At 71.6% G+C, this 18,517-nt stretch carries 16 protein-coding genes; 11 read left to right on the top strand and 5 right to left on the bottom strand.

All coding sequences use genetic code 11. The features are described 5' to 3' along the window. Positions 1–316 precede the first annotated feature (316 nt). Together LXM50_RS12965 and LXM50_RS12960 are read left to right on the top strand one after the other, a co-directional pair. A complete protein-coding gene (locus LXM50_RS12965) occupies positions 317–1,567 on the top strand; it encodes a sensor histidine kinase (RefSeq protein WP_233311743.1) in 1,251 nt (416 codons plus the stop codon). Then, positions 1,564–2,235, top strand: a complete 672-nt coding sequence (locus tag LXM50_RS12960; RefSeq protein ID WP_233311742.1) for a response regulator transcription factor — start codon at positions 1,564–1,566, stop codon at positions 2,233–2,235. Before LXM50_RS12965 ends, LXM50_RS12960 begins: the two co-directional genes overlap by 4 nt. Before the next feature lie 30 nt (positions 2,236–2,265). Here LXM50_RS12960 and LXM50_RS12955 read toward each other — a convergent pair whose 3' ends face one another. From LXM50_RS12955 to LXM50_RS12945, 3 genes are all read right to left on the bottom strand, one after another. Further along, positions 2,266–2,640: a DUF4190 domain-containing protein gene (locus LXM50_RS12955; RefSeq protein ID WP_233311741.1), complete on the bottom strand. Its 375-nt coding sequence runs from the start codon at positions 2,638–2,640 to the stop codon at positions 2,266–2,268. A gap of 97 nt (positions 2,641–2,737) precedes the next feature. Continuing rightward, positions 2,738–3,421 (bottom strand): type 1 glutamine amidotransferase domain-containing protein, encoded by a 684-nt coding sequence (locus LXM50_RS12950; protein ID WP_233311740.1) that lies wholly within the window; start codon positions 3,419–3,421, stop codon positions 2,738–2,740. Positions 3,422–3,473: 52 nt separating this feature from the next. Next, positions 3,474–4,085 (bottom strand): TetR/AcrR family transcriptional regulator, encoded by a 612-nt coding sequence (locus LXM50_RS12945; protein ID WP_233311739.1) that lies wholly within the window; start codon positions 4,083–4,085, stop codon positions 3,474–3,476. 113 nt (positions 4,086–4,198) lie between these two features. Here LXM50_RS12945 and LXM50_RS12940 point away from each other — a divergent pair, with 113 nt between their 5' ends. The 5 genes from LXM50_RS12940 (at position 4,199) to LXM50_RS12920 (ending at position 11,286) form a co-directional block, all read left to right on the top strand. After that, positions 4,199–5,140 carry an NAD-dependent epimerase/dehydratase family protein gene (locus LXM50_RS12940; protein WP_233311738.1) on the top strand — a complete coding sequence of 314 codons (942 nt, stop codon included), beginning with the start codon at positions 4,199–4,201 and terminating at the stop codon, positions 5,138–5,140. A gap of 81 nt (positions 5,141–5,221) precedes the next feature. Then, the gene (locus LXM50_RS12935; RefSeq protein WP_233311737.1) at positions 5,222–6,520 is read left to right on the top strand and encodes an acyltransferase; all 1,299 of its coding nucleotides are present in this window, start codon (positions 5,222–5,224) and stop codon (positions 6,518–6,520) included. A gap of 92 nt (positions 6,521–6,612) precedes the next feature. Then, positions 6,613–7,575: a helix-turn-helix domain-containing protein gene (locus tag LXM50_RS12930; protein ID WP_233311736.1), complete on the top strand. Its 963-nt coding sequence runs from the start codon at positions 6,613–6,615 to the stop codon at positions 7,573–7,575. Between the two features lie 131 nt (positions 7,576–7,706). Further along, positions 7,707–9,860, top strand: coding sequence for an adenylate/guanylate cyclase domain-containing protein (locus tag LXM50_RS12925; RefSeq protein WP_233311735.1), 2,154 nt, complete (start codon positions 7,707–7,709; stop codon positions 9,858–9,860). Between the two features lies 1 nt (position 9,861). Then, positions 9,862–11,286: a mechanosensitive ion channel domain-containing protein gene (locus LXM50_RS12920; RefSeq protein ID WP_233311734.1), complete on the top strand. Its 1,425-nt coding sequence runs from the start codon at positions 9,862–9,864 to the stop codon at positions 11,284–11,286. Positions 11,287–11,343: 57 nt separating this feature from the next. On the opposite strand, the gene LXM50_RS12915 is transcribed toward LXM50_RS12920, so the two are convergent. Continuing rightward, a complete protein-coding gene (locus LXM50_RS12915; protein ID WP_233311733.1) occupies positions 11,344–12,333 on the bottom strand; it encodes a DMT family transporter in 990 nt (329 codons plus the stop codon). 128 nt (positions 12,334–12,461) lie between these two features. Further along, positions 12,462–13,388 carry a hypothetical protein gene (locus tag LXM50_RS12910; RefSeq protein ID WP_233311732.1) on the bottom strand — a complete coding sequence of 309 codons (927 nt, stop codon included), beginning with the start codon at positions 13,386–13,388 and terminating at the stop codon, positions 12,462–12,464. A 261-nt stretch (positions 13,389–13,649) separates the two neighbouring features. Between LXM50_RS12910 and LXM50_RS12905 the strand changes: the two genes are divergently transcribed. From LXM50_RS12905 to LXM50_RS12890, 4 genes are all read left to right on the top strand, one after another. Continuing rightward, positions 13,650–14,936 carry an adenylosuccinate synthase gene (locus LXM50_RS12905; protein WP_233311731.1) on the top strand — a complete coding sequence of 429 codons (1,287 nt, stop codon included), beginning with the start codon at positions 13,650–13,652 and terminating at the stop codon, positions 14,934–14,936. A gap of 120 nt (positions 14,937–15,056) precedes the next feature. Next, entirely contained in the window at positions 15,057–16,277 is a 1,221-nt protein-coding gene (locus tag LXM50_RS12900) for a beta-propeller fold lactonase family protein (RefSeq protein ID WP_233311730.1), read from the top strand. Between the two features lie 21 nt (positions 16,278–16,298). Beyond that, positions 16,299–16,919 (top strand): hypothetical protein, encoded by a 621-nt coding sequence (locus tag LXM50_RS12895; protein WP_233311729.1) that lies wholly within the window; start codon positions 16,299–16,301, stop codon positions 16,917–16,919. Positions 16,920–17,021: 102 nt separating this feature from the next. Further along, the gene (locus LXM50_RS12890) at positions 17,022–18,440 is read left to right on the top strand and encodes an NAD(P)/FAD-dependent oxidoreductase (protein WP_233311728.1); all 1,419 of its coding nucleotides are present in this window, start codon (positions 17,022–17,024) and stop codon (positions 18,438–18,440) included. Positions 18,441–18,517: the final 77 nt, after the last annotated feature.

The raw sequence follows: 18,517 nt of genomic DNA, 5'->3' as shown, positions 1-18,517 counted from the left end.
ATGGGCGGGGCCGGCGGGATCGCGGGCGGGGGAGTGACGATGCCCGCTGGAAGCGGAGCGGATGCGCCCGCCGGCGGAGGCGGCGTCTGCGCGGCGAACGCGGCGGCGTCGTTGTTCTGGCTCACGAGCGGATCCCCCTGTGGTTCTGGCGCGCGCGATCCGATCGCACGCGGCCCTGCCAGCGTAACCGCCGAGTCTGACGATGCGACGCGGACCGGATGGGGAGGACTCCCCATCCGATACTGCGGGGTGACGCGAAGGGCCGCGGGAGGTCGTAGCGTGGATCGGACCGCACACGAACGCGGAAGGAGGCGGCATGACTGTCGAGAGCCTGCAGGCTGCAGCGCATCCGTGGCGGCGTCGCCTGGGGATCCTGCCGCTGCGCGTCGCGCCGGGACGCGCGAACCTCGCGATCTGGGCCTTCGCGATCGTGTGCGCGCTGGCGCAGCTGGCGGTCTCCGCCTCGCTCGGCGTCACCCTCTACCGGATTCCGCTCGCGGCTGCGCTGATCCTGTCGCTCGTGCAGGCCGGAGCCATCGTGCTCGCGCTGTTCGCACCGGTCTGGGCGACGGTGTTCGCGCTGATCGCGGGCAATGCGCTCTCCGGCCTCGCAGTGCCGGGGCCGGATCGGCCGTGGCCGATCGCAGCGTCGACCATCGTCGCGTACACCCTGGTCTGGATCGGCGTCTCACTGCGGGCGCGCTGGTGGCTGCCGGTCGCCGGGTGGGCCTTCAGCGTGCTGTCCGCGGTCATGGTCGCCGTGGATGCACCCACCAGGCCTGACGACGGACTCGTGATCGCCGACCTTATAGTGTTTGCCGCGGTGACGCTCGGCGGCGTGCTCGTCGGGGTGGCGATCCGAAACTGGTCGCTCCTGCGCGCCCAGCTGCGGGCGGAACGTGCAGCCACGGCCGCGGAGCTCGCCCGTCGGGAGGCCGTGCAGGACAAGGCGCGCATCGCCCGCGAGCTGCACGACGTGGTGGCGCACGGCATGTCCGCGATCCAGGTGCGTGCGGCCAGTGCGCGGTACCGCATGCCGGATCTGCCGGACGAGGCGGCGGCGGAGTTCGACGAGGTCGCCGCCACCGCGCGATCCGCGATGAAGGAGATGCGCGTGATCCTCGGGCTGCTCCGCGACGAGGAGGGCGAGGTGGACCATGCGCCGCAGCCGGGGCTCGCCGACCTCCCGGTGCTCATCTCCCGGGCGAACGACCTCGCACCCGTCTCGGAGACCGGATCCTGGCGGCTCGCGCCGGCGGAGCAGAGCAACCCGTTGCTGGGGCTCACCGCCTACCGCGTGGTGCAGGAGGGGCTGAGCAACGTCGCCCGGCACGCCCCCGGCGCGGCGACGGAGATCGACTGGACCGAGACGCCGACGGAGCGCGGGATCAGGATCCGCAACGCGGCGCCGACACGAGCAGCCGCACCGCGTTCGGACGGCGGCGGGCATGGCCTGCGCGGAATGCGCGAGCGGGTCGAGGCGATGGGCGGGACCGTGGCGGCGGCCGCCACGGGCGACGGCGGATACGTGCTGCAGGTGCGTATTCCGCGGGAGGAGCAGGCATGACGACGGTGCTGATCGTGGACGACCAGGCGATGCTCCGGGCGGGTTTCGCCGCGATCCTGCAGGCGCAGGACGGGCTCGACGTCGTCGGGCAGGCCGCGGACGGGGCCGAGGGCGTCGACGAGGCGCGCCGGCTGCACCCCGACGTGGTGCTCATGGACGTGCGGATGCCGAACCTCGACGGCATCGAGGCGACCCGCAGGATCATCGCCGCCGCCGAGCGCGACCGCCGCACCCCGCCCGCCGTCCTGGTGCTCACCACCTTCGACGCCGATGAGTACGTGCACGACGCCCTGCACGCGGGGGCGAGCGGATTCCTGCTCAAGGATGCCCTGCCCGAGGAGCTGGTTCAGGCGGTGCGCGTGGTGGCGGCGGGCGACGCCCTGCTCGCGCCGCGCATCACCCGGCGACTGCTCGAGAGGTTCGCCGAGAACCGTCCGCGTTCGAACACGGCCGAGCTGCGCCTGAAGGGGCTCACCGAGCGCGAGCACGAGATCCTCGTGCTGGTAGGGCGCGGGCTGTCGAACCGCGAGATCGCGGCCGACCTCTTCCTCGCCGAGCAGACGGTCAAGACGCATGTGAGCCGGATCTTCTCCAAGCTCGGGTTGCGCGACCGCGTGCAGGCCGTGATCCTCGCCTACGACGCCGGCCTGGTGGCGCCCTCCGGCTGAGACCGGCTCGGCCGGTCGACCGGGACCGGCTCAGCCCGCCGTCGAGACCGCGACCCCGAACACGGAGAGTCCGACGACGAGGAAGATGATCAGGATCAGCGCCCACACGAGCAGGATGAAGCTCGAGATGATCACTCCGGCCACGGCCATGCCGCGTCCCGCCGGCTCCTTGCGCAGGCCCGCGATGCCCAGGATCAGCGCCGCGATCGGGACGAGGAACGTGAAGCCGAACACGATCGAGACGAGCGCGAGCACCATGGACGCGATGCTCATCCCCTTGGGCTCCGGCGCCACGAGGTAGGCGGGCATCGGGTAGTACGGCTGGCCGCCGGTCGGATGCTGCACCATCGGATACGGCGGCGCGGGCTGATGCGGCCCGGGCTGCGGGTCCTGCGGATAGGTCATGAGCTTCCCCCTGGTCCGGTGACGCGACGCGCCCCCACTCCTTCCTAGCGCAGTCGTGCCGAGCTCGCGCCCGTCGTCGCGAACCTGCGACACCTGCTCAGAGCAATGCGGCCACCTTCTGCGCGGTCTCCTTGGCGGACCCGGGGTTCTGACCCGTGACGAGCCTCCCGTCGGTCACCGCGTAGGAGACGAACGGAAGGCGTGCCTTCTCGTAGAGGGCGCCGCGCTCCTTCATCTCCTCCTCGGCGTTGAAGGGGACGAGCTCGTCGACCCCCGCCAGCACCTCCTCCCGCCAGGCGAAGCCGGTGAGGTGCTTGCCTTCGACGAGGAGGTTGCCGTCGCTGAGACGCACGTTGAGCAGCCCGCAGTATCCGTGACACACCGAGGAGACCACCCCGCCCTGCTCCCACAGCTCGCGGGTGATGCGCTGCAGGCCGTCGCTGTCGGGGAAGTCGTACATGGTCGCGTGCCCACCCGTGAAGTAGATCGCGTCGAATTCCGATGCGTCGATCTGGTCCGGGCGGAGAGTGCTCTCGAGCAGCGCCATCCGGGCGGGATCACCGTGCCAGGCCCGTGCGACCCTGTCGTAGTTCGGGAACTTCAGCGACCGCGGCTCCAGCGGCACCGGTCCGCCGTTCGGGCTGACGGGGGCCTGCTCGAAGCCGTGCTGCTCGAACACCTCCCAGGCGTGCGCGAGTTCGGAGAGCCACAGCCCGGTCGGGTGGGCGGGGTCGTCGTAGTGGGCGACGTTGGTGACGACGTGCAGGATGCGTGCGGCCATGATCGGTCCTTGTCCTCGGTGTCTGTCTTCGGGGTGATCGGGTGGGTGAGTGTCAGGATCCGGATGCCGGGGCGTTCGCGACGGCGCCCGCTGCGAGCAGGGCTCCGATGGCCGCACGGATGCGCTCCGCGACGTCGTCGGACGGCTCGGGGCGGAGCTTGCCGTCCAAGTGCAGGAAGGCGAGACCGTGCGCGACGCTCCACATGCCCGTGGCGATCGCAGGTGAGGCGACTCCGGGGAACAGCCGTGCCGTGACGCCGCCGAGCAGGGCATGCAGCTGCCCGGCGGCCTGCACGCGCTCGCCATCGGCCGGGTCGCATTCATTGCCGAACATGAGACGGAACACGGCGGGGCGGCGCAGCGCGAATCCGACGTAAGCGATGCCGAGAGCGCCGAGCACGTCGGCCGCGGCCGCGTCGTCGGGCAGCGCCGCGAGAGTATCGGAGAGTTCGTCCGTGAGGTCGGTGAATCCCTCGACGGCCACCGCGGCGTCCAGCGCGGCGCGGTCGGCGAAGTGCCGGTAGGGAGCCGTCTGCGAGACCCCGGCCCGCCGGGCGACGGCGCGCATGGAGAGCTGCTCCCCTCCCTCCAGGGATGCGATGGCCGCGGTCAGCAGCGCGGCCCGGAGGTCCCCGTGGTGGTAGGTCTTCTCGGAAGTTGACACTGAACACTTCCCTCTCTACGCTCATGTGTGCAGTGCAAACATAGCGGACGGGCGGCGACACGTCACGCCCCGGCCTGCGGGCCGTCGGCAGCTCGCCGAGAGGATGGAGAGAGATGCAGACGATCCTGGGAGCGAACGGCCAGATCGCGATCGGGCTGGCGCGGGAGTTGGGCCGCGCGCACGCCGCGGATCTCCGATTGGTCAGTCGCAATCCGCGAAAGGTCAACGACGTGGATGACACGCGCAGCGCCGACCTCCTGGACGCCGCGCAGACCAGATCCGCCGTCGCGGGGAGCGAGACTGTGTACTTCACGGCGGGTCTGCCCGCCGACACGGCGCTCTGGGAGGCGCAGTTCCCGACGATGCTCCGCAACGCGCTCGACGCGACGAAGGCCGCGGGAGCGCGGTTCGCCTACTTCGACAACACCTACATGTATCCGCAGGACGCTCGCGTGCAGACCGAGGACACCCCGTTCGAACCGGTCGGCCCCAAGGGACGGGTCCGTGCCGCGATGGCGCGGATGGTGCTCGACGAGATGGCGCGCGGCGACATCCCCGTGCTGATCGCCCGTGCCCCTGAGTTCTACGGTCCCGGCCGCACCCAAGGCTTCACGAACAGCCTGGTGATCGATCGGCTGAAGGCGGGGAAGTCGCCGCTCGTCCCGGTGCGCGACGACCGCAGGCGCACGCTGATCTGGACCCCGGATGCGAGCCGGGCTCTCGCCGTGTTGGGCAGCGCACCCGATGCGTACGGCCAGACCTGGCACCTGCCCGTCGATGCGCAGCACCCCACCTATCGTGAGTTCGTCCGTCTGGCCGCCGACGTCTTCGAGCACGACCCGGCGTACCGGGTCGTGCCGGAGTGGGTGCTCCGCGCCGGCGGCATGGTGAATCGGCAGGCGCGCGAGATCCGCGAGCTCCTGCCTCGGTACAGGCACGACAACCTCTTCGACTCCGGCAAGTTCCAGGATCGCTTCCCCGAGTTCGCGGTGACGACCTATCCGGAGGGAATGCGAGCGATCCACGCCGAGACCGCTTCGGGACGGCCTGCTTGATCTGAGTGATACCGCAGTAGGGGGTGGATCCGGCTCCGCAGCGGGACGCGGAGGGCGTGACCTGGGCCCGACGGTAGGGGAATGGCACTCCTCACCCCCGTCCTCGCCCCGGCACCCGCCGGCCCGGCACCCACCGTCGTCCCCGGTTCCGCTCCCGCGAAGGCCGCGCGCGACACTGCCGTGGACGGGGTGAGGGCGATCCTGCTGGGCGTCGTAGTGCTGCTGCACTCGCTCATGGTCGGGGTGAGCGTCGCGTCCGACGGATCCCCGATCCTGCGCAACGCGATGGAGGGCTGGGACGGGTTCGCACCGCTCACCTGGATCCTGCAGATCATGCCGCTGTTCTTCGTGCTGGGCGGCTTCGCGTCCTACACGCAGTGGACGCGGCAGCGGGCGAAGGGTGCGACCGCCGGCGACTACGTGGCGGGGCGCATGCGCCGGCTGCTGCTCCCCGCATCCGGCGCGATCCTCGCCACCGCGGTGGTGCTGGCCGGTCTGGTGGTCGCCGGGGTGCCGGCGGACATCGTCGCCACGGCCGGATTCCGGATCAGTCAGCCGCTGTGGTTCCTGGGCGTCTACCTCGGCTGCTCCGCGCTCGTGCCGGTCATGGTGCGACTCCACGAGCGGCACCGGATCCTCACGGTGGCCGCGCTCGCCGCCGGCGTCGTCACGGTCGACATCGTGCGCGGCGCGACCGGCGTCACCGCGATCGGGCTCCTGAACATGGTCTTCGTCTGGCTGCTGCTGCAGCAGCTCGGCTTCGCGGTCGCGGACGGATCCCTCGATCGGATCCGCCGGGCGTCGCTGTCGGTCATCGCCGCCTCGGCCGTCGTCGTGGCGGGCGTCCTGATCCTCACCGGCGCCGCTCCGGCCGACCTCATCACGGCGCTCAACCCGCCGATGGCGATCCTCGTCCTGGTCGGCGTCGCGCAGACCGCCCTGTTCCTCGCCCTGCGTCCGCGGCTTCGCGCCTGGGCCGCGGGCCCGCGCACGGCGGCCGCGGTGGGATGGATCAACGCCCGGGCGATGACGATCTACTCCTGGCACATGCTCGTCGTGGTCGCGCTCGCCGGAGCGCTGCTGCTCTCGCCGCTCACCCTGCCCGTGCCGCTCAGCGCCGGGTGGTGGGCGAGCCGGCCGCTGTGGTTCGCGGCGGTGCTGGTCGCCGTCGCCCTCGTCGTCGCGCGCACGGGCCGCCGCGAGGCCGCCCGCGAGACCCCGTCGATCCCGGTCGGCACCGGGCGCGCGACGACGTCCGCCCTGCTGGGCACGGCCGGTGTCGTCACGATCCTCGCGGCCGGATCCTCGCCGTCGGGATGGGTCCTGGGTGCGGTGCTGGTGACCGTCGCCCTGCGGCTCGCCCGCGCCGTACGCCGCTGAAGGCGGCACGCGCTCGCACGTGCACGAAATGTCGGATCCGGCTGACGCTACGCTTCCGGCAGGGGCGGGCGACGACGGAGGGCGGTGCGGTGATGGTGGACCACGCGATGCGGGAGCGGCGCGGCCCCTTCGAGGGCGGCGCGCTGTTCTCCGGGCCGGAGGGGCTCGCGAGGCTCTCGGTCTCCTCGCGCATGTCGAGCCCGAGTCCGCACCGCCATCGCACGCTCGTCGCGACGACGACCTTCGGCGAGATGTTCGCGACGCGGATCCGCTCCCGCCACCTTCACGCCGAGCGCACCCCCGAGGGGCTCGATGATCCGTACTCGGGGTACGCGCAGATCGGCTTCGTGCTGTCCGGCCGCATGCGGATCGAACAGTCCGGCCGGCAGAGCGCGATCGGACCGGGCACGGTCAGCCTGCTCGTGGGAAGCATTCCGTTCCGGACCAGGATCGACGACGAGGCGGAGTCCGTCCAGCTGTACCTGCCGCTGCGCCTGATGCTCGCCCACGGCTACGCGCCGGAGGCCTGGGCGGGCCTGACCTGGGAGAGCACGCCGTCGGCGATGGCGCTGCACCAGGTCCTGCGCGCGGTGACCAACGGTGCGAACCCGGTGCCGGCCTCCTCGGCCACGCATGTGGGCCACGCGCTGCGTGAGTTCGCTCTTGCAGCGCTGCATGAGGCCGCCGATCGCGTGCCGGCGGGGTACGACGCGAAGGCCATGTACCGGGAGCGGGCGAAGGCGGTGATCGCCGACCGATTCGCGGATCCCTCCTTCGATGTCGCCGCGCTCGCCGAAGACCTGCGGGTGAGTCCGCGATACCTGCACGCGCTCTTCCACGGCGAGGATCTGAGTGCGGGGGCGCTGCTGCGCGAGACCCGGATCCGTCTCGCCGGGACCCTGCTCGCCGGATCCCGCACCCGGAACCTGACCATCGCGGCGATCGCCCGGCTGAGCGGTTTCGGCGGCGATGATCAGTTCTCGCGGGCCTTCCGCCGCGCACACGGCGTGACGCCCTCCGAGTACCGGGCACAGCACCGCGGATCCGCGGTCTGAACGATCCGACGTTTCACGCAGGAGCCGTGAGGGGCCCCTTCCCGGGCAGACCGTTATATCGGTACGGTTCGAGTGCCACAGCGTGGCCACCGGAGTCCTGGTCGAGGGATTCGTGCTCAAGAGGGGGACGGATGGACAACGAAGGATCACGCGCGGAGCGCGCACCGAGGAGTCGGCGCCCCAGGCCCGGCCTCAGCATCCAGTCGAAGCTGCTGATCATGCTGCTCGGAGTGAGCCTGGTGTCCGCCCTCATCATCGGGGCCGTCGGCTTCCTCAACGGGCGCAGTTCGCTGCATGCGAGTTCGATCGATCAGCTCACCACCATCCGCGAGATGCGCACGCATGAGATGCAGGTCGCGCTCGACGACGTCAAGCGCACCGCCTCCTTGAACTCGCGCAACCTCAGTGCGCAGAACATGTCGAAGGCGCTCAACGACGGCTTCGAGCAGCTGCGGGGCAGCGTGCTGGACGACGCTCAGTCGGCGACGCTGAGCAGCTACTACGCCGACACCTTCGTGCCGACGCTGGAGAAGCGCACCGGCGACGCCTACGGGGCGCGCGCGTTCATCCCCGATTCCGCACCCGGACAATGGCTGCAGGCGCATTACACGGCCCGCAACACGACGCTCGACGATGCCGGATACGAGGCGAACCTGATGAACGACGACGCGGGAGACGGATCCGCGTATTCGGCGGCCGCGGTGCGGTACGGGGACTACTTCTCGCGCCTCATCAACCAGGCGCACTACGAGGATGCGCTGCTGCTCAACCTCTCGGGCGATGTCGTCTACACGGCGTACAAGGGGCCCGAGCTCGGCACGAACCTCGAGACCGGTCCGTTCCGCGACTCGAAGCTGGCGGACGCCTACCGCGAAGCCATCGCGACGAACTCGGTCGACGCCGTGGTGATGACCGACTTCGAGCGCTGGACGCCGTCGCTGGGCACCCCGTCGATGTGGATCGTGTCGCCGATCGGCAACGACACCGCGATCACCGGCGCGCTCGCGCTGCAGGTGCCGCTGAGCTTCGTGAACGACGTCATGACCGGGCAGAACGGCTGGAAGGGCCAGGGTCTGGGCAGCACCGGCGAGGTGTACCTGGTGGGCCGTGACGGCCTGATGCGCAGCACCTCGCGCGAAGTGGTCGAGCATCCGAAGGACTACGCGCAGCGCGTGATCGACCACGGCACGTCGCCGTCCGTCGCGAAGCGCGCGGCCGAGGTGAAGGGCACGGTGCTCATCCAGCCCATCACCGGTGATGCGCTCACGCGGGCGCAGAGCGGCAAGAGCGGCACGTTGGAGGGATCCGACTACATCAGCGGGTCGAGCGTCGTCAGCTACGGTCCGCTCAAGGTCGACGACCTGGACTGGAGCGTCATCGCACGCATCGACTCCTCCGAGGCGTTCGCGCCGGTGGACGACTTCACCCGGATCGTGCTCATCTCGCTGCTCGGGATCATGCTGGCCGTCGCGCTGCTCTCCCTGCTGCTGGCCCAGGTGTTCACGCGCCCCATCAATCGGCTGGTCGGAGCCGTGCACCGGGTCGCGGAGGGCGATCTGGATGTGCAGGTGCCGACCGGGTCTCGTGACGAGTTCGGCGACCTCGGCAGCGCGTTCAACGACATGGCTTCGAGCCTGCGCATCAAGCAGGAGCTCATCGACGATCAGCGCACCGAGAACGAGAAGCTCCTGCACACGCTCATGCCGCAGAGCGTCGCCGAGCGCTACAAGCAGGGCGACGAGGCGATCACCGAGGCGCACGACGACGTCTCCGTGGTGTTCGCCGAGCTCATCGGTTTCGACGAGTACGGCCGCGGAATCGCCGCCGAGGACGAGATCGCGCAGCTCAACGCGCTCATGCGGGGGTTCGACGAGGCCGCGGAGAAGGCCGGCGTCGAGAAGGTGCGCACGCTGCACGGCGGCTACCTCGCCTCGTCGGGACTGATCGTGCCGCGGGTGGACAACGTGCGTCGCGCGGTCGAGTTCGCGACGAGTCTGCGGGACGTGCTCGACCGCTTCAACGCGCAGTACGGCACCTCGATCGGGCTGCGCGCGGGCGTCGACACCGGGTCGGTGACGAGCGGTCTGGTCGCGCGCACCTCGCTCGCCTACGACCTGTGGGGTGACGCGGTGAATCTCGCCTACCGCGTCCGCTCGGTCTCCGGCGACCCCGGGATCTATGTCAGTCAGCGCGTGCACGAGCGCACCTCCGAGATGATCGACTACACCGAGGCCGGCACGGTCGAGGTGCGGGGCAAGGCCGAGACCGTGTGGAAGGTCGCCTGACATGGGCGTCTTCCAGCAGGGATGGACCTGGGGGCTGATCGCGCTCGCGGTCGGGGTGCCGGTGGTGCTGGTCGGGCTCACCGAGCTGCTCGGCGCCCTGCGCCGACGCGGCAACCCGCTGGCCAAGCCGGTCGCGCTGCTGCGGAACGCGGTCATCCCGGCAGGCGCCCTGTTCGCGCTGCTCGCGTTCGCGGTCGGGCAGAAGGACGACGGCTACGTCTGGGTGCGCGTGGTCGCCACGCTCTTCGGATTCCTGCTGATCCTGCTCGTGCTCTCCGCGTTCAACGTGGTGCTGTTCTCCAACGCGGAGGAGGGGTCGTGGCGGCGCCGCGTGCCGTCGATCTTCGTCGAGATCGCGCGGCTCGTGCTCGTGGTCGTGGGCCTCGCGATGCTGTTCTCCTGGGTGTGGGACGCCGACGTCGGGGGGTTGTTCACCGCCCTCGGCGTCACCTCGATCGTCATCGGGCTGGCGCTGCAGAACGCGGCGGGCGGCGTGGTCTCGGGACTGCTGCTCCTCTTCGAGCAGCCGTTCAAGATCGGCGACTGGCTCGACACCGGCGGCGTGAAGGGACGTGTCGTCGAGGTCAACTGGCGCGCCGTGCACATCGACACCGGATCCGGGATCCAGATCGTGCCGAACTCGACGCTCTCCGGCGCCTCGTTCACGAACATGAGCGAGCCCACGGGGCCCTACTACGCGACGGCGTCCTTGAAGTTCAGCACCGACGATCCGCCGCAGGAGGTGCTGGCCCTCCTCGTCCAGCTCGCCGACGGCCTGCCGATGAGGTGGCGCGACGAGCGGGCCACGGCGGAGTACACGGGTGCCGCCGGCTACGCCGTGTCGATCCCGATCAACGCCCCCGGCGAGGCCTCGGGCGCCCTCTCGCTCTACCTGTCCTGGCTCTGGTACGCCGCGCGCCGCCGCGGCTTCGCCCTCGATGGGGATGCGTCGGATCCGATCGCCGAGCCCGCGATGCTCGACGCCGCGATCGAGGAGGCGGCGCCGATCCTGCGTCTGGACGAGGCCGGCAAGGAGATCCTGCGCGCCGGGGCGCGGCTGCAGCGCTACGGTGTCGGCGAGACCGTGCTGCGCGCGGGCATCGTGCCGAACGAGGTGCACCTGGTCATGACAGGCGGCGTCGCGATGCTGCATGAGGCGGACGGGGCGCGCATCACCGTCGCCGAGAGCGGCCCGCGCGAGCTCATCGGACAGACCGCGCTCACCCGGGAGCGCACGACCGTGACGATCGTCGCGACCGAGGTGCTCACCGCGATGAGGATCCCCCTCGCGGTGATCGACGAGCTCATCCGCGCACATCCTCGGCTCGCGGCCGAGATCGGACAGTCGCTCGACCTCAAGCGGGCGGCTGCGGCCGAGGTGCTGGCCGCAGCGGGCTTGGCCCGGGGCGAGATCCGTCCGCGCTGAAGCCGATCCTCGCGAGGGCGGCTCCGTGCTGCCGCGCTGTCCGCGGGGCGGCCGTCGTCATCCCCGTGCGGTCGGCGCGGGCGTCGGCGGATCCGCCGGTGCGGCAGGGCGCCGGCGCAGTCGCGTCACCAGCACGCCCAGCAGGCAGAGCGCGCCGCCCAGGAACATGAGCGGCGTCGGCACCTCGCCGAGGATCAGCCAGGACAGCAGGATCGCGATCGCCGGCACCACGTAAGTGGTCGCGGACGTCTGCCCCGCCGTGCTGCGCTGCAGGACGTAGGCCCAGGTGGTGAAGGCGATCGCGGTCGGGAAGATCCCGAGATAGACCACCCACAGGGTCGCGTCGAGCGGTGCGGACTGCAGCGCGCCGACGAGGCTGCCCGTCCACGGCAGCAGCGCGATGGTGCCGGCCGCCGCGCCCAGCCAGGTGAGCGTGGTGGCGTCGGCGCCGGCGCTCAGCAGGTGCTTCTGCAGCAGCGTGCACCCCGCGTACATGACCGCGGCGAGCAGCGCGAGCAGAAGGCCGGCGATGTCGATGGCCCCGCTCTTGGTCGAGGAGTTCAGGCCGATGAGGACCACGCCGCCGAAGGCGATCGGCGCTCCGATCAGCAGCGGCTTCGGGAAGCCCTCGCGCAGGAACAGCCCGCTGAAGACGACCACCATGAGCGGGGCCAGGTTGACCACCATCGCGGCGGTGCCGGCGTCGAGGGTGTGCTCCGCGGCGTTGAGCGCGAGGTTGTAGACGCAGAACCAGCCCACGCCCCACACGGCGACGAGCAGCCAGTGCCGTCGTGACGGCAGGCGGATCCCGCGTCTCAGCGCGATGACGGTGAGGGCCACGGTGCCCACCGCCATGCGCAGCAGGGCGAGGGCGCCAGGGTCGAAGTGCGGACCCGCGCCGCGGATGCCGATGAAGGCCGAGGCCCACAGCACCACCGTGACCACGGCCGCCGTCAGGACGAGGGCTCCGTTGCGCCGTGGAGCGGGCGTGCTCGTGCCGTCGCCCTGTGCGGGGCCACGCATCCGTTCCGGGGTGGTCTCGGTCATCCTTCGATCGTCGCAGGGACCTCCGACATCGGTCGAGCACGGCGGCCGCCATCGGTCGCCGAGATCCCGCCAGGCGCTCGGGCGGAGGATCACACGCGGTCGTGGCGCGGCGCGGCGCCCGCACCCCGTCAGATCGAGTTGCGGTGCGCCTGGATGGGCTCGCCGGCGGTGCCGTCCGCATATGCGGCGGTGATCATCGGATTCCCGATACCCAGATCGAGCGCGCCCGCGCCGACCGTGATCGATGCGCGGCCGGATCCGTCGAAGGTCACGGATCCGGCCGATGCGCCGCCGTACGTCACGGACGCGGTCGAGCGGGGCTGCCCGGACAGGCTCAGCGTGTAGCTGCTCAGGATCCGGATCCCGAGCAGGCCGACGGTCTGATTCGGGGTGATCCCCGTGAAGGCGAGGGGCGCGGGCGCAGCCGGGACCTGCGGCGGCGCGGGTGCCGGCGCCGGTGCGGGCGCCGGGGTGCCGGGCGCGTCGGGAGCGGGGGTGCTCTGCGGCGGGAGCGACCCGGGGTCACCGTCCGGGGCGGGCGCGTCGGGTGCGGGCGCGACGACGGTCTCGACGGGAGGCGGGGTCGTCGAGGGAGGCGCCGCGGGGGACGTCGGTCCGGCGGACGTCGGGGATCCGCCGCCCTCGAAACCGCCTTGAGTGCGCGGATCCGGATCCCCGGGTGCGGAGATGTCCTGGCCACGGGCCGCGGCATCGCCCGGCGTGCGCGGGAGCCAGAGGCCGGCCGCACCGAAGCCGAGGCACAGCACCACGGCGGCGCCGGATACCCACAGTGCGACCCGGCGCCGCGGCGCGGCGTTCCCAGGCGCGGCCTTCCCGGGCGCGGCCGGTTCGATCGGCGCGGCGACGGGCAGAGCCAGGGTGTCGGCGAGCGTCGCCCCGGCAGGCGCGAGAGGCGCAGCGAGAGGCGCGGCGAGCTGAGGTCCCCGCAGCGACGCCGCCTCCTGCGACTCGCGGAGCAGGCGCGCCTCACGACGCGTGGCTGCCGCGGGTGACGCGTGCGGGCCCGCGGAAGGCTGGTCCGTCGGCTCTGTCATCGTGGTGGTCTCCGTCGGGGCACTGCGCCGGCCCCGCGTCCTTCACGTTACCGGCAGCCGCAGGGTTTCTCCTCGGCCCGTCGTCGTGCAGGCGCCTCTCCGAGCGGTGCCGGTCGTCGCAGGATCCGGCCGCGCGCCACCGCCCCGCGGCCGGTCGGCGCCCTCCGATAGACTGGCCCCGCCCGATCGGGCCAGCTCATCAGCCGGTGCAAACCCGGCGAAAAGCACGGCGGTCACTGCGGCCGCAAAGGGGGTTCACCCATGCCAGGAATCGTGATCGTCGGCGTCCAGTGGGGCGACGAGGGCAAGGGCAAGGCCACGGACCTGCTCGGCGAGCGCACGGACTGGGTCGTCAAGTTCAACGGCGGCAACAACGCAGGGCACACGGTCGTCGTCGGCGACGAGAAGTACGCCCTGCACCTGCTGCCCTCCGGCATCCTCTCGCCCGGCGTGACCCCCGTGATCGGCAACGGCGTCGTGATCGACCTGGAGGTGCTGTTCCACGAGCTCGAGGCCCTCGGATCCCGCGGCATCGACACGTCGCGCCTGAAGGTGAGCGCCAACGCGCACATCATCACCCAGTACCACCGCACGCTCGACAAGGTCACCGAGCGCTTCCTCGGCAAGCGCATGATCGGCACCACGGGCCGCGGCATCGGTCCGGCCTACGCCGACAAGATCAACCGCGTGGGCATCCGCGTGCAGGACCTCTTCGACGAGAACATCCTGCGCCAGAAGGTCGAGGGCGCCCTCGACCAGAAGAACCACCTGCTGGTGAAGGTCTTCAACCGCCGCGCCATCACCTGCGACGAGATCGTCGAGGACCTGCTCTCCTACGCCGAGCGGCTGCGCCCGATGGTCGCCGACACGAGCCACCTGCTCGACGACGCACTGCAGCGTGGCGAGGTCGTCGTGTTCGAGGGCGGCCAGGCCACGATGCTCGACGTCGACCACGGCACCTACCCGTTCGTGACGTCCTCCTCGGCGACCGCAGGAGGAGCGGCGACCGGATCCGGTGTCGGGCCCGGCCGCCTCGACCGCATCGTCGGCATCGTGAAGGCCTATACGACCCGCGTCGGATCCGGCCCGTTCCCCACCGAGCTCTTCGACGAGCAGGGCGACTGGCTGCGCGCGCGCGGCTTCGAGTTCGGCACCACCACCGGGCGTCCGCGCCGGGTCGGCTGGTACGACGCGCCCATCACGCGATACGCGACCCGCGTCAACGGCATCACCGACCTCGTGCTCACTAAGCTCGACATCCTCGACGGGCTCGACCAGATCCCCGTGTGCGTCGCCTACGACGTCGACGGCGTGCGCTTCGACGACGTGCCGGTGAACCAGAGCGACTTCCACCACGCGAAGCCGATCCTGGAGTACTTCCCGGGCTGGCAGGAGGACATCTCCTCGGCGCGCACGTTCGAGGAGCTGCCGAAGAACGCCCAGGATTACGTGCTGGCGCTGGAGAAGATGAGCGGCACCCGCATCTCGGTGATCGGCGTCGGCCCGGAGCGCGACCAGGTCGTCGTCCGGCACGACCTCGTCGACTGACGCCTGCGGGGCAGCACCCGCGCCGAGCGTACGGGATGCTGCCGAATGCACGGGCTGCCGGCGCGAACGACTCGTGCACTCGGCAACAGGGCGTGCACTCGGCGAGAGAGTGAGGATGCGATGACGCGATTCTGGATCGGCGGCTACGGCGTCGACATGGAGGGGCCGGCCGACGGGCTCGGCCTGCTCGCCGTCGACGAGGGACACGGCCCGACCACGCTCGCCTACCGCGGTGCGGTGGCGCCCGCCCCGTCACCGTCGTGGCTCGCACAGCACCCGAACCTCGATGTGGTCTACGCGGCGCTCGAGGGATCCGGCGAGGTCGCCGCGTTCGCCCGGACGGGCGAGACCGCGCTGCGCCCGCTCGGCCGTCCTGTGGCGGCCGGACAGTACGTGTGCCACCTCGCGGTCGCCCCCGACGGCCGGTTCCTCGTCGCGAGCTGCTACGGCGACGGCCGCGTGGTGCGGATCGGGCTCGACGCCGACGGCGGGCTGGTGCCCGACGCTCGCGACAAGGCCGCCGAGCTGCGGGAGGCGTTGTTCGGCGAGGACGGCCTCGAAGGCGGCACGGACTCCGGTGATCCGGACGAATGGCGGGAGATGCGCCGTCTGGCGGATGAAACGCCGGGTTCCGTTCAGCCGAACGGTGATTCCCCAGCCAAACGGCCGGCACGCGAGGCCAAGGCGGCGGTGGATCCGTACGCGTCGGATCCGCACCGCCTCGACCCGAACGGCGACCCCCGGGTCTCGCACGCGCATGCCGCCGTGTTCCTGCCCGACGGGCGGATCGCCACGACCGACCTCGGCTACGACCTCGTGCGGATCTGGCGCCCAGCGGCATCGGGGCTGTCGCTCGATCATGAGGTCGTGCTGCCTCGCGGATCCGGTCCGCGGCACATGGTGGTGCACCCCAGCGGGCACCTGCACGTGGTCACCGAGTACTCCTGCGAGCTGTTCACGCTGGCCGCCGACCGTGAGGGGCGCTGGGGGCTGGTCGCGGGCACGCCGGTCTCGGCGATCGTGACGCCAGGGCACGACTACCCCGCCGAACTCAGCCGCTCCCGGGACGGCGAGACGCTCTACGCCGGGGTGCGGGGCAGCAACACCATCGCCGCACTCCGCGTGCGAGGATCCGGTGAGCGCGTCGAACCACTGGCGCTCGCCGACACGGGCGTCGACTGGCCGCGCCACCACCTCGTGCATGACGGGGCGCTGCTCGTCGCGGGCCAGCGCTCGAATGAGATCAGCGTGCTGGAGCTGGATGACCGTACCGGTGCGCCGGGTCGTGTGCGGCACCGCACACCAGCGCCCGCCCCCACGCACCTGCTGCTCGCGCGCTGAGTCCCCGCCTAGACTCGCGCTATGACCCCTTCGCCCTCGGCGTCCGTCGGCCAGGTCGTGGTGCTGCTCGAGCGCTGGCCGGATCCGGTTCCGCCGGCTGAACTTCCGCTCCGGGGCGCGATGCGGGCGGGCGCCAGGGTTGTGTTCGTGATCCTGCTCCTGCTCGCCACCGTCGTCGGCGCGGGGAGCATCGTCCCGCTCTGGACCATGCCGACCCCGGGGGTCTGGTTCTCCGTGCTCTTCACCGCGTTCATCGCGGCGGTCGTGGTCGTGCTCTGGCTCGTCTACATCGGTGCGCTGGCTCACAGCGCGTCGAGGGCGCGCGCCCTCGCATCCTGGCGTGCGGCGGCCGGTCGGGTCGAGCGGCTCGACGGCACGGTCGTCGCGCGCACGGTCTCGACGATCGAGGACGGCGGCGTCGACCGTTTCGAGCTCACCGTCGACACCATCGCGGGCCGGTCGTCCGCGGCGTGGGAGCGCCCCACCGCCCGCACCCGGGTGCTCCTGCAGACCCAGGTGCCCGGGGTGGGCGCGGGTGTGCGGATGTGGCGGATCCGCGACGCGGAGGCCGAGGATCCGCTGGTCGTCGAGGTTCTGGATCCGTCGGTCATCACGTCCTCCTCCCCTGTGGATCCGGTCTGACCTCCTCAGGAATCCCGACCGCACGCGTCCTGTTCTGGGAGGGTGGATGAGGTCGCGTGCAGCGCTGGACCGCGATGACTCCCGGATCGAGAGGCGGAACCCATGACCGACGAATACGACCTGATCGTGCTGGGCGGCGGCCCGGTCGGAGAGAACGTGGCCGACCGCGCCGTGCAGGGCGGGCTCACCGCCGTGATCGTGGAGAGCGAGCTGGTCGGCGGTGAATGCTCGTACTGGGCGTGCATGCCGTCGAAGGCGCTGCTGCGCTCGCCGCAGGCGCTGCGCGCGGCCCAGCACGTCGGCGGCGCGGCCGAGGCGGTCACCGGCGCCCTCGATGTGCGCGCGGTGCTCGACCGGCGCGACTCGTTCACGAGCCATTGGCAGGACGACGGTCAGGTCGCCTGGCTCGACTCCGCCGGGATCGACCTCGTCCGCGGGCACGGGCGCCTGAGCGGCGAGCGGCGGGTCGCCGTGACCACACCGGACGGCAGCGTGCGCACCCTCACCGCCCGGCACGCGGTCGTGATCAGCACCGGATCCGACGCCGCGATCCCGCCGATCCCCGGCCTGCATGAGGCGAACCCGTGGACCAGCCGCGAGGCCACGAGCGCCGAGGAGATCCCCGCCTCGCTCGTCGTGATCGGCGGCGGTGTGGTCGCCGTCGAGATGGCCACCGCCTACGCCTCGCTCGGCGCTGAGGTCACCGTGCTCGCCCGGAGCGGACTGCTCGGATCCGTCGAGCCGTTCGCCGGCGAGCTCGTCGCCGAGGGTCTGCGCGCGCTCGGCGTCGACGTGCGCACGGGCGTCGCCACGAAGAGCGTCTCGCGCGATGCCGACGGGGTCACGGTGAGCACGGACGGCGGCGACGTGCGCGCTGCGGAGATCCTCGTCGCCACCGGTCGCACGCCCCGCAGCGGCGACATCGGCCTGGAGACGGTGGGCCTCGCTGCGGGGCGCTCGATCCGCACCGACGACACCCTGCGGGTGCCCGGCGTGGACTGGCTCTACGCCGTCGGCGACGTGAACGGCCGGGTGCTGCTCACCCATCAGGGCAAGTACCAGGCGCGCGCCGCGGGCGACGTGATCGCGGCGCGCGCGAAGGGCGAGCCCGTCGACGACGACCGCTGGGGACGGCACGTCGCGACGGCCGACCACGCCGCCGTGCCGCAGGTGGTCTTCGGTGAGCCCGAGGTGGCGGCCGTGGGGGTCACCGCGGCGGCTGCGCGCGAGGCCGGCCACCGCGTCCGCGAGGTCGAGGTCGAGTTCTCCTCGGTCGCCGGCGCCTCGCTGCACGCCGACGGCTACCGCGGCCGCGCGCACATGGTCGTGGATGAGGAGCGGCAGGTGCTGCTCGGCGTGACCCTGGTCGGATCCGATGTCGCGGAGCTCATCCACGCCGCCACGATCGCGGTCGTCAGCGAGGTCCCGCTCGCCCGGCTCTGGCACGCGGTGCCGTCGTATCCGACCATGAGCGAGGTGTGGCTGCGCCTCCTGGAGGCCTACGGCCGGCAGTCGGCCTGAATGCTGCCCTGACCAGGGTCGCCCTTTCTGGTTTCAGAGCGCGCAAATGGCTCCATTCCGGCCCCGGATCCAGCCAT

Source organism: Microbacterium sp. Au-Mic1 (assembly GCF_021341785.1).
GTDB lineage: Bacteria > Actinomycetota > Actinomycetes > Actinomycetales > Microbacteriaceae > Microbacterium.
This window is presented reverse-complemented; position numbering and strand designations above follow the sequence as displayed.